13 protein-coding genes are annotated in these 12,809 nt (G+C 65.4%); 9 read left to right on the forward strand and 4 right to left on the reverse strand.

The window, feature by feature from the left end; translation table 11 throughout:
* Positions 1-94 precede the first annotated feature (94 nt).
* Together HNS03_RS07310 and HNS03_RS07315 are read left to right on the forward strand one after the other, a co-directional pair.
* Positions 95-373, forward strand: a complete 279-nt coding sequence (locus HNS03_RS07310; RefSeq protein ID WP_367194117.1) for a hypothetical protein — start codon at positions 95-97, stop codon at positions 371-373.
* A gap of 138 nt (positions 374-511) precedes the next feature.
* Entirely contained in the window at positions 512-1,528 is a 1,017-nt protein-coding gene (locus HNS03_RS07315) for an LLM class flavin-dependent oxidoreductase (protein ID WP_367194118.1), read from the forward strand.
* Positions 1,529-1,626: 98 nt separating this feature from the next.
* Here the strand turns inward: HNS03_RS07315 and paoC are convergent, their stop codons facing one another.
* From paoC to paoA, 3 genes are read right to left on the reverse strand one after another with little or no spacing between them, the layout of a single operon-like run.
* Positions 1,627-3,810 (reverse strand): aldehyde oxidoreductase molybdenum-binding subunit PaoC, encoded by a 2,184-nt coding sequence (gene paoC / locus HNS03_RS07320; RefSeq protein WP_367194119.1) that lies wholly within the window; start codon positions 3,808-3,810, stop codon positions 1,627-1,629.
* Positions 3,811-3,814: 4 nt separating this feature from the next.
* Positions 3,815-4,765, reverse strand: coding sequence for a xanthine dehydrogenase family protein subunit M (locus tag HNS03_RS07325; protein WP_367194120.1), 951 nt, complete (start codon positions 4,763-4,765; stop codon positions 3,815-3,817).
* A gap of 3 nt (positions 4,766-4,768) precedes the next feature.
* A complete protein-coding gene (gene paoA / locus HNS03_RS07330) occupies positions 4,769-5,419 on the reverse strand; it encodes an aldehyde dehydrogenase iron-sulfur subunit PaoA (protein ID WP_367194122.1) in 651 nt (216 codons plus the stop codon).
* 508 nt (positions 5,420-5,927) lie between these two features.
* Here paoA and HNS03_RS07335 point away from each other — a divergent pair.
* Entirely contained in the window at positions 5,928-6,695 is a 768-nt protein-coding gene (locus tag HNS03_RS07335; protein ID WP_367194123.1) for a carboxymuconolactone decarboxylase family protein, read from the forward strand.
* Positions 6,696-6,794: 99 nt separating this feature from the next.
* Here HNS03_RS07335 and HNS03_RS07340 read toward each other — a convergent pair whose 3' ends face one another.
* Positions 6,795-7,688, reverse strand: coding sequence for a LysR family transcriptional regulator (locus tag HNS03_RS07340; RefSeq protein WP_367194125.1), 894 nt, complete (start codon positions 7,686-7,688; stop codon positions 6,795-6,797).
* A gap of 98 nt (positions 7,689-7,786) precedes the next feature.
* Here HNS03_RS07340 and HNS03_RS07345 point away from each other — a divergent pair, with 98 nt between their 5' ends.
* The 6 genes from HNS03_RS07345 (at position 7,787) to HNS03_RS07370 (ending at position 12,533) form a co-directional block, all read left to right on the forward strand.
* On the forward strand, positions 7,787-8,422 hold the full coding sequence (locus HNS03_RS07345; RefSeq protein WP_367194127.1) for an NADPH-dependent F420 reductase: 636 nt from the start codon (positions 7,787-7,789) through the stop codon (positions 8,420-8,422).
* 112 nt (positions 8,423-8,534) lie between these two features.
* Positions 8,535-8,930 (forward strand): cupin domain-containing protein, encoded by a 396-nt coding sequence (locus HNS03_RS07350; protein WP_367194129.1) that lies wholly within the window; start codon positions 8,535-8,537, stop codon positions 8,928-8,930.
* 208 nt (positions 8,931-9,138) lie between these two features.
* Positions 9,139-9,849, forward strand: a complete 711-nt coding sequence (locus tag HNS03_RS07355) for a dihydrofolate reductase family protein (RefSeq protein ID WP_367194130.1) — start codon at positions 9,139-9,141, stop codon at positions 9,847-9,849.
* Positions 9,850-9,895: 46 nt separating this feature from the next.
* The gene (locus HNS03_RS07360; RefSeq protein ID WP_367194132.1) at positions 9,896-10,366 is read left to right on the forward strand and encodes a cupin domain-containing protein; all 471 of its coding nucleotides are present in this window, start codon (positions 9,896-9,898) and stop codon (positions 10,364-10,366) included.
* Positions 10,367-10,561: 195 nt separating this feature from the next.
* Complete coding sequence (locus HNS03_RS07365; RefSeq protein WP_367194134.1) at positions 10,562-11,956, forward strand: MFS transporter; 1,395 nt, start codon at positions 10,562-10,564, stop codon at positions 11,954-11,956.
* A gap of 13 nt (positions 11,957-11,969) precedes the next feature.
* On the forward strand, positions 11,970-12,533 hold the full coding sequence (locus tag HNS03_RS07370; protein ID WP_367194135.1) for a cyclophilin-like fold protein: 564 nt from the start codon (positions 11,970-11,972) through the stop codon (positions 12,531-12,533).
* The last annotated feature ends 276 nt before the right edge of the window (positions 12,534-12,809 follow it).

Here is a 12,809-nt window from a genome sequence, read left to right on the forward strand (position 1 = left end):
TCCAATCCGGCAGCGCGTAAGCTTTGAAGGGTTGCGCACGAGACCGGATTTCGACGATGCTCGCGGCCCTTAACCGACCCGCCCTGGAGCGATCATGATCCGCAGCCTCGCCGTTCTCGCCAGCCTTCTTCTGTCCGCCGCTACCGTTGCGGCCCAGGACACCGCCCCCGCCGCCCAGGCCCCGAGCGCGGGGAGCGCCCAGGAGACCGGCCTGCCCTCCATCGCCGAGGAAGCCGCCGAATCCGGTGCCACCGTCGGCAGCGACCCCGGCGGCCTGGAGCGTGCGACGGATTCCGTCATCGAGGGCGAGGACGACGACGGCTGCGATCCCAACCAGGGCGACATTCTCTGCGACGACGACTTCGACGAGTAACGCCGTTTCGCGCAAGCGCGGGCGCAACGCCCGCGCGACGTGTGACCCGGTCGCGAGACACCGTCGGGCGCAGCCCCGGCCCGTTCCCGGGCGCGCAGCAAGATCAGTACCGCCGACAATGGCGCGAAGGACTGCCCCATGAAGAAGATCGGCTTTTTATCCTTCGGGCATTGGTCGCCCACCCCGCACTCCGAAACGCGCTCGGCGCAGGACGCGCTCCTGCAGTCGATCGAGCTGGCGGTCGCGGCGGAAGAGCTCGGCGCCGACGGTGCCTATTTCCGCGTCCATCACTTCGCCCGCCAGCTCGCCTCTCCGTTTCCCCTGCTGGCGGCGATCGGAGCGCGAACGCGTCGGATCGAGATCGGCACCGGCGTCATCGACATGCGCTACGAGAACCCGCTCTACATGGCGGAGGATGCCGGGGCGGCCGATCTCATCAGCGGCGGCCGCCTTCAGCTCGGCATCAGCCGGGGCTCGCCGGAGCAGGTGGTCGAAGGGTGGCGCTATTTCGGCTACCAGCCCGCAGAGGGCGAGAGCAACCACGATATGGCGCGCCGCCATACGGACGTGCTGCTCGACGTGCTCAAGGGCGAGGGATTTGCCGAGCCGCATCCGCGCCCGATGTTTCCAAATCCGCCCGGCCTGCTGCGGCTGGAGCCTCATTCGGAGGGTTTGCGCGAGCGCATCTGGTGGGGCTCCGCCTCCAACGCGACGGCCGTTTGGGCCGCCCAGCAGGGCATGAACCTACAAAGCTCGACCCTCAAAGAGGACGAGACCGGCGAGCCATTTCACGTCCAGCAGGCTAAGCAGATCCGCCGCTACAGGGAGGCATGGGCCGAAGCCGGCCACGACCGCGCGCCGCGCGTTTCCGTTTCGCGCTCCATCTTCGCGCTGGTGGACGAACGCGACCAAGCCTTCTTCGGCCGGGGCCAGGGGGGCGACCACGTCGGCATCATCGACAATATGCGCGCGGTGTTCGGCCGGTCCTATGCCGCCGAGCCCGACAAACTCGTCGACCAGCTCAAGCAGGACGAGGCGATCGCCGAAGCCGACACGCTGCTTCTCACCGTGCCGAACCAGCTCGGCGTCGACTACAACGTCCATGTCCTCGAAGCTATCTTGAAATATGTCGCTCCGGGCCTGGGCTGGCGCTGACGAAAGCGTTTCGCGGCGAAATGGAGCCGCTCTGGATCGTTCCCAGGCCAGTGGAAGCCGGGTTGGCCTGAAAACGCTCCGGAGCAAGCCCTTTCCGTTCAAATCGCCGGGAGGCGATCGATCATCCGATCGAGCGTGATGGGATAGTCCCGCACCCGAACGCCGGAGGCGTTATAGGCCGCGTTGGCGATCGCGGCGGCGACGCCGCAAATCCCAAGCTCCCCGACACCCTTCGACTTGAGCGGTGTTGCGACCGGATCGAGCGTGTCCAGGAACACGACCTCCTGCTCCGGAATGTCGGCATGGACGGCGACCTCGTAACCGGCGAGGTCGTGATTGACGAAGAAGCCGCGGCCGGTGTCGGTCGCGAGATGCTCCGACAACGCCGCACCGATGCCCATCACCATGCCGCCGAGCACCTGGCTGCGCGCGGTCACCGGGTTGAGGATACGGCCGGAATCGCAAACCGCGAGCATGCGGCGCAGGCGCGTCTCGCCGGTGCCGATATGCACCCCGACCTCGACGAAATGGGCGCCGAACGTTGCCATCAGATATTCTTCGGTGTGGAACTTGCCGAAGGTCATGGTGTCTTCGCCCACAAGCTCGCCGTCGATCTCGGAAAGCGGCGTGGCGGTGTTTCCGGCAACGACATTGCCATCCCGGAACTCCGCCTCCTGGGCCCCGATCCGCTCCGCGATCTCGTCGCGCAGCGCCAGGCAGGCCGCATAAACGCCGGCGGTCGAGCTCGAGGCGCCGAACTGCCCGCCTGAACCGGAGGAAACAGGCCAAGCGCTGTTGCCGAGACGCACCTCGACGGCGTCCATCGACAAGCCCATGGTCTCGGCCGCCGTCTCCGCGATGATCGTGTAAGAACCCGTGCCGATATCGGTCATATCGGTTTCGATGATGAGCTTGCCGTCGGAAAGCCTCGCCCGGGCGCCGGACGGCAACGTCAGGTTCCCGCGATAGGCGCCGGCCATGCCGTGCCCGATCAACCATTGACCTTCGCGCCGGCCGCCGGGCGTCATGTTGCGATCGGCCCAGCCGAACTTCTCCGCCCCTCGCCGGAGACATTCCACGAAGTGTCGTTCGGAGAAGGGAACCGACGGCTTGCTCGGATTGACCTGGGTGTCGTTGAGGATGCGGAACTCGACCGGATCGATGCCGAGCTTCTCCGCCATCTCGTCCATGGCGATTTCGAGCGCCATAAGGCCCGACGCTTCGCCGGGCGCACGCATGTCGGAGGCTTCCGGCAGATGCATATCGACCAGATGATGCATCACGCGCCGGTTCTCGCCCGCATAGAAATAGGGCGTCTGGGCGGTCGCATTCTCGCCGCGGCCGCCCGGCAGGGTGTGCGAGGCGGCCTCATGGCCGATCGCCGTCAGCTTGCCGTCCCGGGTCGCGCCAAGACGGATGCGCTGCACCGTCGCCGAGCGATGAGTGGTGTTGTTCATCATAAACGGCCGCGGCAAGGCGAGCTTGACGGGCTGTCCGGTCGCGCGTGACCCAAGCGCGGCGAGCACCGCATCGGCGCGCAGCCACAGCTTGCCGCCAAAGCCACCGCCGATATAGGGGCTTTCCACCCGGATCGTGTCGGGGTCGATGCTGAAGGTGGTGGCGAGCGCCTGGCGGTTCCACTCGATCATCTGGTTGGAGGTCCAGACGGTCATCTCGCCGCCGTCCGACCAGTCGACGATCGAGGCATGCGGTTCCATCATGGCATGGGTCTGGGACGGCGTCCGGTACATCTCATCGAGCGTGACCGGCGCATCCGCGAAAGCGGCGTCGAAGTCGCCGACATTCGTGCTCGGCTCGCCGGTGCCTTCCAGGCGCGCAAAGGCGGCGTCGAGATCGAACTCCGCGTCCTCGTCGATCTCGTAGGTCACGTTGACGAGATGCGCGGCGGCGCGCGCCTGCTCGAACGTGTCCGCCACGACGACCGCGATCGCCTGCTGGTAGTGCTCCACGACATTGCCGCCGAAAAGCCGCGCGACATTGTAGTTCCAGATGCCGAGCGGCTCGATCTCCAGCGTGGTGATGACGACCCTGACGCCCGGCGCCTTGCGTGCCGCGCCAGCGTCGATCGCCGTGATCTTGCCTTTGGCGATCTCCGAGCCGATCGGATACCCGACCAGATGGCTGCGCACCACATCGTTGCGCTCATAAGCGTAGGGCGCGGTGCCGGTAACCTTCAATGGCGCGTCGACCCGCGTGTGCGGCTTGCCGACGATCCGGGCCTTGTCGAAGAGGTTCTGTCCTGCCGGTCGATTGAATTCCATGGTCTCAGTCCTCCGCGAGCATGGCGGCAAGCGTGCGCTCGGCGAGCGCGACCTTGAAGGCGTTCTCCTCCGTCGGCCGGGCGCCGGCGAGAAGCTTTGCCATCACGGCATGGGCGCCGTTGGGCAGTTCCGCGTCGGCGTCGGCGCGGCGCCAGGGCTTCGGTGCGACACCGCCCAGCGCCACACGGCCGGTTCCGTCCGGCTGGCGAACAAGCGCAACGGACACGAGCGCGAAGGCATAGGACGCGCGGTCGCGTACCTTCTGATAGGCTTGGCGTCCGCCGATCGGGGCCGGCAACGTCACCGCGGTGATCATCTCGCCGGCATCGAGAACGGTTTCGATCTCGGGCGTCTCGCCGGGCAGGCGATGGAACTCGTCCAACGAAATCCGCCGCGTGGCCCCTGTCGAGGTCACCGTTTCCACGCTCGCGTCGAGCGCCCGCATGGCAACAGCCATGTCGGAAGGGTGGGTCGCGATACAGGCATCAGACGTGCCGATGATCCCGAGCTGGCGCGAGAAGGCACCTTCGGTGAGGGCACCGCAGCCAGCGCCGGGGTCGCGTTTGTTGCAGGGTTGAGCCGTGTCGTAGAAATACGGGCAGCGCGTGCGCTGCAGGAGGTTGCCGCCCGTGGTCGCCTTGTTGCGAAGCTGGCCGGAAGCGCCGGCGACGAGGGCGCGGGTCAGCACCGGATAGTCCCGCCGTACGCGACTGTCAGCCGCCAGATCGGTATTGCTGACGAAGGCACCGATGCGAAGCCCGCCGTCCGCCGTCTCCTCGATGCGCTCAAGTCCGGTCCCGCTCACGTCGATGAGGTGAGCCGGCGTTTCGATCTCAAGCTTCATCAAGTCGAGAAGGTTGGTACCGCCGGCGATGAACTTGGCGCCGGAGACCGCTGCGGCGCGGGTCGCGGCGTGCGCTGGATCGTTTGCCCGCTCGTAGGAAAAGGCTCTCATGGCTCAGCTCTCCGCCACGTCGTTGATCGCCGCGAGAATGTTGGAATACGCCCCGCAGCGGCAGATGTTGCCGCTCATGCGCTCGCGGATCTCTGCGTCGGACATCTCGATCGGACCCGTCAGATCGCCGGTCACATAGCTCGGAACGCCGGCCTTGATCTCTTCAAGCACCGCCGTCGCGGAGCAGATCTGACCGGGTGTGCAGTAGCCGCACTGGAACCCATCATGCTCTGCGAAAGCCGCCTGCATCGGATGGAGGTCGTCGGGCGTGCCAAGGCCTTCGATCGTCGTCACCTCGTCGCCCTCGTGCATCACCGCCAGGCTCAGGCAGGAGTTGATGCGTTGCCCGTTGACCGAGACGGTGCAGGCGCCGCACTGGCCGTGGTCGCACCCTTTCTTGGTGCCCGTCAGACCCATGTGCTCGCGCAGCGCATCCAGGAGCGAGGTCCGGTTATCCAGCTCGAGCGTACGGCTTTCGCCGTTCACACGCAGGGAAATGCGTGACGTTTCGGGACCGACCGGCTCGGCGTTTGCAGTCTGCATACCGCTTTCCTTCGCGTTTGCCGTCCACGGAAGGGCCGTAGAAGCCGTCAGAGTGGCAGCACCGGCCAGAAAGGTCCGTCGGCGGAGTTCGTATTCGATCGGCGGGCTCATATGGCGCTCCTTCGGCTGGTCGACAGGCCGTGGAAAATTCGAAACATTCCAAGGTCTGAAAATTAGGAGACGCAAGTGCGGTCTGAATTGGCCTTCGGATCATATGACCGATGAGGCGCGCTCATGAGTATGGCGGGAACCAATCTCGGCGCTTCTTCTTCGCGCGCGAACGCTTTCGCCTACCGGCAAGATCCAGGGCGCGAAATGAAGACCAAATCCCTGACCTATCAGGTCATGAATCCTTCTCATGAGTTCTATCGGCCACGGGCCGCTAATCCATCGCCGTCCAAGCGCCATTTGTAGTGGCGGCAAGCGCTACGCCACGCCGATCCTGGCGGCCGCGGCCTCTCGATCACAAGGATTTGGGGTCTCAACGGCCCGAAACCATGGAACGTGATCGCTTTGGATGGATTTGAGCGGGATGCGAGCGCAGGCCGGGACCGATTTTCCAGTCTGCTCTGCAGCACGTCCCGTTCGGATGACCTAGTCTGAACGAACAGGAGTGACCATGCTTAAGATCGCTTCAATCGCCTGCAGCCTGTCGCTGGCCACCTCGGCCGCCCTCGCCCAGGACCGCCTTCCAATCGACCAGGAGGAACTCGCCAGGGTCTCCCCCGTCCTCCAGGCCTACACCAAGGACGATCTGTTCGGCCGCGTCTGGCAGGACCCTGCCCTGTCCAAGCGCGACCGTGGACTGGTAACGGTCGCCGCGCTCATCGCCCGCAACCAGACGGACGAGCTGTCCGACTATATCCGCCTCGCCCTCGAAAACGGCGTAACCCCGGCGGAGATTTCGGAGACGATCACCCACCTCGCCTTCTATGCTGGCTGGGAAAACGCGATGGCCGCCGTCGATGAGGCCGCCGACGTGTTCGAGGATCGCAACGTCTCCGCCAATCAGCTCCCCGCCGTCGATCCCGACACCATGCTGCCGCTCGACGAAGAGGCCGAGGCCTCCCGTCAGTCCTTCGTGCAAGAGACCTACGGGAACGTCTCGCAGGGCGTGGTCGACAACACCGAACAGCTTCTCTTCCTCGACCTCTGGCTCCGGCCCGGGCTGGAGCCGCGCGATCGCAGCCTCGTGACGGTGGCGGCCCTGATCGCGTCCGGCCACGTGGAGCAGATCACGTTCCACCTCAACCGTGCCATGGACAACGGGCTCAGCAAGGACGAAGCATCGGCGATGCTGTCGCATCTGGCCTTCTATGCCGGTTGGCCGAACGTGTTCTCCGCCATGCCGGTGGCGAAAGACGTGTTTGAAAGCCGCGAAGGCTGACCGGCACGCCCGCATTCCGCCGCGTGCTCGTTCCAGGTCTCGCGCAGATGCGCGGGCCTGTTACCGGCAACCGTCGTCTTGCGGATCGCGTCGCGCCCCTTACTCCCTATGGCGCAAGGCGTCGATGATCACGCGGAAGGCCGGCGAGGTCTGGCGGCGGTGGGGATAGTAGAGATAATGGCCCGGAAACGGAGGGCACCAATCCTCCAGCACCGTTACCAGCCGTCCGGCGTCGACATGGCCGCGCACCAGGCTTTCCGGCACGAAGCCGATCCCGTAGCCCTCAAGTGCGGCTTCGACCACCGCACCGATGGTGTTGAAGGTGAGTTGCCCCTCCACCCGCACGCGCAGTTCGCGGCCGTCCTTTTCGAACTCCCACGCATACAGGCCGCCATGGGTGGGCAGCCTGAGATTGATGCAGACGTGGCCGGTCAGATCCTGCGGCGACTGAGGCGGCTCGCGCCCCTCCAGATAGGCAGGAGAGGCCACGGCCAACATCCGGAAGTCCGGGCCGATCCGGACGGCGATCATGCCCTCCGACAGTTGCTCGCCCAGGCGCACGCCGGCATCGAATTTTTCCGCCACGATATCCGTCAGGCCGTAGTCCATCACCACCTCGACCTTGAGGTCGGGATAGTGTTTGAGCACGGGAGCGAGCTTCGGCCATAGCAGGGTTTCGGCGGCGTAGCCGTCGGCCGTGATGCGGATGATGCCGGCCGGACGGTCCCGCATCTCAATCAGCGCTTCGAGTTCGGCTTCCACCTCGGCCAGATGGGGCGCGATGCGCTCCAGCACGCGTTCGCCCTCCGGCGTCGGCGTCACGTTGCGGGTCGTCCGGGTCAGCAGGCGAAGGCCCAGCCGCTCTTCGAGCCCGCGGATGGAATGGCTGAGTGCGGACTGCGAAACGCCGATTTGCGCGGCCGCGCGCGTGAAACTCCCCTCGCGCGCGACCACGATCAAGGACATCAGGTCGACAATGTTCTCTCGGAGCATTGGTGAATAGCCTTCATGAAACTTCTGCAAATATAGCGACATTTCCGACCGGCAAGGATGTGATATCGCTGCCAATCCGCTTCGCTCGGAGAACGACCATGAAGATCGGCATCCTCGGCTCAGGCCTTATGGGCGGCAAGCTCGGAACCATCTGGGCGCGCGCCGGACACGACGTCGCCTTCAGCTATTCCCGCAGTTCCGACAAGCTCGATCGCCTGGCGCGCCAGGCCAAAGCCCGCGCCGGCTCTCCGGCGGATGCTGCGCGAGAGGCGGATGCCGTGCTTCTCGCGGTGCACTGGTCCCGCGTCGACGATGTTTTGGCGCAAGCGGGAAACCTGGCGGACAAGGTCGTGGTCAACTGTTGCGTGCCGCTCGATCTTCGCAACCAGGATCTGGTGGTCGGAACGACGACGTCAGGGGCCGAAGAACTGGCCCGCAAGCTTCCCCAGGCGCGCCTGGTCTGTGCCTTCAACACGAGCCCGAGCGAAGCACTGTTCGACGTCTTCGAGATGCGCCAGACATCGCCACGGCCACAGCTTCTCTATTACGGCGACGATAGGTCCGCGAAACAGCTCGCACGCACGCTTATCAGCGATGCCGGATACGAGCCGCTCGATACCGGCCCCTTGCGCAGCGCACGCTTCGTCGAGCCGTTTGCGATGGTGACGGCGGAGCTCGCCTACGAGCAGCCGGGCGGACCGAAGCTGATCTATCGCTTCGAGCACCTTCGCTGAGACGGCGGTTCGTGAATGTGATTCATAAGTGCCAGCGCATCGCGCCCCATTATCCAGATCTCCTGGCGACCTACTTTTCCCGTGCAAGGAGACAAACAGAAAGGGTTCTCCGATGAACATCACTCGCGTTGGTTCGAAACCGTCCAATCCTGGCCCGGATGACTGGTTCACCGGCCGCGTCCGCATCGATCCCCTGTTCGCCGCCGAAGAGCCCGGCCGCGTTGCCGGCGCGTCGGTCACGTTCGAGCCGGGGGCACGGACGGCCTGGCACACCCATCCTCTCGGTCAGACGCTGATCGTCACCCAGGGCGTCGGGCGCGTTCAGCGCGCAGGCGGACCCGTCGAGGAAATCCACCCCGGCGACGTCGTCTGGTTTCCGGCCGGTGAAAAGCATTGGCATGGTGCCTCGCCGGAGGTGGCGATGACGCACATTGCAATCCAGGAGAGCCTGGACGGTTCGACCGTGACTTGGCTGGAAAAGGTCAGCGACGCGGACTACGCCGGCTGACCTGACCTCTTGCAGAAGAGCGCCCGTCCGCACCGGTGCCGCCGTCTCGCGGCACCGGACGGGAAAGGCGTTTCTCTGTTCCGGAGCGTTAGAAGGGTGTTCACGCTGGATCGTGCGACCATCCGGCTCCCCGTGTGTTCGCCCACGCTCTCGACCCGTTCTGCTCCTCAAGAAATGGTTCCAGATTCAATAGGTTGAGCGAGGCACCATGCGCCCGAAGATCACGTGCCACATGATCACGTCGCTCGACGGAAGGCTTCATCCTTCCCGATGGAGCGATCCGGTCGACGGCACCATCACCGGCCTAATCCATCGTCACTATGACACCATCGCCGACCGTTTCGGGGCGGAGGGCTGGATCGTGGGCCGCAAGACCATGGCCGAGATCGCCGGCGAAGGCGCGCCGCCGGACCTTCTCGACACGCCGCAAGTCCGCCCACCTCACCGCGCGAACCGCAACGGGCGCGACCTTGCCGTTGCGATCGATCCCTCCGGGCGGATTGGTTACGCCGCCGATGAGATCGAAGGCGACCACGCGGTCGCTATCCTGTCGGAGCGGGTTTCCGACGCCTATCTCGCCGGCCTGCGCGAGACCGGCGTCTCCTATGTCTTCGCCGGTGCCGACGGACGCGAGCTCGGCACGGCCCTGAAGGCGGTGGCCGACATGTTCGCGGTCACGCACCTGCTGCTGGAAGGCGGAAGCATCACCAACGGCGCCTTCCTGGCCGCCGGCCTCATCGATGAGGTGAGCACCCTGATCTGCCCGGCGATCGACGGCCTTTCCGGCGTTCCCACCATTTTCGAGCACCAGGGGCCGCCCGACAGCCGGCCGGCAGCCGGACAACATTTGTGCCTGACCACCTGCGAGGCGCTGGACGGCGGCGTGGTCTGGCTGCGCCACGAAGTCGTGCACGGCTGAGCGCAGCCGACCGACGCGAAACACCAATCATCGAAGGAGATTGACCATGCTGAGATCGACCACCACCGCATTGGCCACCGTCCTCCTGGCATCCGGTGCCTTCGCCCAGAATATGGAAATCACCAAGAGCGGCAGTCGCGACGGCATGATCGCGTCGTCCGACACCTTTACCGGCACCGCCTATGTGGAGCCGGTATTCTCCAATCAGGATCCGTTCGTGGTCAACGGCGGCAAGGTGACCTTTCTGCCCGGGGCGCGCTCCCACTGGCACACGCACCCGGCCGGCCAAGTGCTGATCGTCACCGACGGAACAGGCTGGGTCCAGGAAGAGGGCCAGGAGAAGCAGGTCATGCAGGCCGGCGACGTGGTCTGGTGTCCGCCGGACGTGAAGCACTGGCACGGCGCGACCGACGGAACGGCCGTCACCCACTATGCCATCCAACAGTTCGAGGACGGCGAGAACGTGGTCTGGATGGAACCGGTTACCGACGCTCAGTACGGCGCCCCCGCCGAGTAGATCGCCGCGATCGCCGCACCCAAAGAGCCGGCCCGGCGGATCAAGGCAACGCCCCGTTCGCCCGCCTTCCGGCACACCGCACGTCCAGACACCGGAGCGGCCATCCGGCCGCTCCGGCACACTTTTTTCGAGCAATCGCTTGGCGCCATCGCAGATTTGGACGCGTGACGCCCGTCCGCCCCTAGGGATCACCTCATGTCCAATGCATCCGCCTTGCGCCAGCACCCGCCGCGCCGCGACCGCGGCGATACGGCAACCCTTGCCGTCGTCGCCGTGGCCACGGCGCTGGTTCTGATCATTTTCACCACGCCGCTCGCCACGATCGTGCCGACGACTCAGGCGCTCGGCGCAAGTGCCGGCCAGGAAGCCTGGCTGCTTGCCGCCATGCCCATGGGCGCGGCAACCGGCCTGCTCGGCGCCGGCGCGCTTGGCGACGATCGCGGACGGCGCATCGTTTTCCTGTGGGGACTGGGCGTCATGGCTGTGGCCTCGATGATCGCGGCCGCCGCGCCGACTGCGCTGGTCGTCATTCTGGCGCGCATTGCCCAAGGCCTCGGCGGTGCTGCCGTGATTGCCTGCGGTCTCGGGCTTCTCGGCGTGGTGTTTCCGGCGGGACGGCCCCGTGTCCGCGCGACTGGGATTTGGGCCGCCGCGCTCGGCGCCGGCGTCGCCATCGGCCCGATCCTGGCGGCGCTGTGCACCGCGTTCGGCGGATGGCGCGCGGCCTATTGGAGCACGGGCCTGCTGGCGTTCGCGCTGCTCCTCGCCGGCCATGCCGTGGTACCCCATGAAGACGAGAACGCGCCCCGGCGGGTGGACTGGCTCGGAACCGCGTTGTTGATGGCCGGCCTTGCGATGTTCATGTCGAGCCTCACCGAAATGCGGCTTGGCCTGGTACGTCCGACCGTCCTCCTGCTTTTCGCCGGCGGCCTTCTCGCCATCCTCGTCTTTATCCTGGTCGAGGTGCGACACCGCGATCCGATCATCGACCTGGCCTTGTTTCGCCATGCCGATTTCGCCGGCGCCACCTTTGCCGCGTTCGCCTCGGGCGCGGGCGTCCTGGCGACGATGTCGCTGGTGCCGACATTGCTGACCCGTACGCTGGAGAGTTCAGCGCTGACGGCGGCGTTCGTTCTGTGCGCGTGGTCGGCGACCAGCGTCGTCACCGCGCTCGGCGCGCGTTGGATCCCGGAACGAATCACGCCGCGCTTGCTTTTGGTGGCGGGTCTTGCCGCCTGCGCCATCGCGCAGCTCATGCTCTACGCCCCGTCGGCCGAGGGCAGCGTGCTTCAAGTCCTGCCGAGCTTGTTCCTGGCGGGCGCGGCCAACGGGGTCCTCAACGCCGCCCTCGGCCGGCAGGCGGTCGCCACCGTGCCGCAGGATCGCACGGCCATGGGAAGCGGCGCCAACAACACCGCCCGCTATCTGGGCTCGGCCATTGGGATAACCCTCGGCGCCGTTCTGATTGCCCACGGGGCCGACGTTGGTGGCCTGCCGGGACTTCTGACCGGTTGGAACGAGACCGTGCTCGCAACGGCCGGCTTTTCGATCCTCGGCGCCGTCGTCGTCGCCGTCGCGCGAGATCGATGAGCCCTGCTCATCAGTGTTTGCAGATCTGCCGCGCTGGCCCGAAATGGAGGATTTCCCATATGATTTGGGAGCAAGGGCAGCCTCGGCCCATCAGCACAAAGGCATGAGCACGATGAAGCGGAGTCCAGTGTACTTGGCGATCGCTTTCGCCGCCGCCGCCATGGCCGGCCTGGCTTCGATGGGGAGGGCAGACGATGCCATCGCGGCGGAGGACGACATGAAAATTCGCATTATCATCGATGGCGTCGAGCTCAACGGGACGCTCGACGACACGCCCGCTGGACGGGAATTCGCGACCTTGCTGCCGCTGGAGCTAACGCTTTCGGACTACCACAACACCGAGAAGGTGGCTGACCTGCCCAAGCGCCTGTCGACCGAGGGAATGCCGGACGGCATGGATCCCGACGTGGGCGACATCACCTACTTCGCCCCATGGGGCAACCTCGCCCTGTTCTACCGCGATTTCGGCTATTCGCGCGGCCTGATCCGTCTGGGCCGGATCGACGGCAGCATCGATCCGCTCACGCGCAGCGGCAAGCTCTCTGCGCGGATTGAACAGGTCGGAGAGGCGGACTAGACTAGAGCCTTTTCCGATCAGATGAAAACATCTGAGCGACAAGAAATGGCTCGAGCTTCAATAGGTTGGTCAAGTCCTTTTCGCTCAAATTGATTCAATTTGAACGGGGCATGCTCTAGAAACCGTTCGGGCCGTCTTGTTCCGTTCGAAGCGAGCGGACCAGGTTTCGCTTGAGATCAAAACCCTATCGGGCTGGTAACGTTTTGGTAACTCAGCTTCGCTTTCGTCTTTTGGGATAGAGGCTCTGATGAGCAGAGCTTCTCTGATTGGACGATA

The organism is Amorphus sp. 3PC139-8 (genome assembly GCF_040750475.1).
In the GTDB taxonomy this organism is placed as follows: Bacteria; Pseudomonadota; Alphaproteobacteria; order Rhizobiales; family Amorphaceae; genus Amorphus.

Excerpts from the sequence above, each read along its gene's own strand:
- HNS03_RS07310 (WP_367194117.1), top strand. The coding sequence starts at position 95 with ATGATCCGCAGCCTCGCCGTTCTCGCCAGCCTTCTTCTGTCCGCCGCT.
- HNS03_RS07315 (WP_367194118.1), top strand. The coding sequence starts at position 512 with ATGAAGAAGATCGGCTTTTTATCCTTCGGGCATTGGTCGCCCACCCCG.
- paoC (WP_367194119.1), bottom strand. The coding sequence starts at position 3,810 with ATGGAATTCAATCGACCGGCAGGACAGAACCTCTTCGACAAGGCCCGG.
- HNS03_RS07325 (WP_367194120.1), bottom strand. The coding sequence starts at position 4,765 with ATGAGAGCCTTTTCCTACGAGCGGGCAAACGATCCAGCGCACGCCGCG.
- paoA (WP_367194122.1), bottom strand. The coding sequence starts at position 5,419 with ATGAGCCCGCCGATCGAATACGAACTCCGCCGACGGACCTTTCTGGCC.
- HNS03_RS07335 (WP_367194123.1), top strand. The coding sequence starts at position 5,928 with ATGCTTAAGATCGCTTCAATCGCCTGCAGCCTGTCGCTGGCCACCTCG.
- HNS03_RS07340 (WP_367194125.1), bottom strand. The coding sequence starts at position 7,688 with ATGCTCCGAGAGAACATTGTCGACCTGATGTCCTTGATCGTGGTCGCG.
- HNS03_RS07345 (WP_367194127.1), top strand. The coding sequence starts at position 7,787 with ATGAAGATCGGCATCCTCGGCTCAGGCCTTATGGGCGGCAAGCTCGGA.
- HNS03_RS07350 (WP_367194129.1), top strand. The coding sequence starts at position 8,535 with ATGAACATCACTCGCGTTGGTTCGAAACCGTCCAATCCTGGCCCGGAT.
- HNS03_RS07355 (WP_367194130.1), top strand. The coding sequence starts at position 9,139 with ATGCGCCCGAAGATCACGTGCCACATGATCACGTCGCTCGACGGAAGG.
- HNS03_RS07360 (WP_367194132.1), top strand. The coding sequence starts at position 9,896 with ATGCTGAGATCGACCACCACCGCATTGGCCACCGTCCTCCTGGCATCC.
- HNS03_RS07365 (WP_367194134.1), top strand. The coding sequence starts at position 10,562 with ATGTCCAATGCATCCGCCTTGCGCCAGCACCCGCCGCGCCGCGACCGC.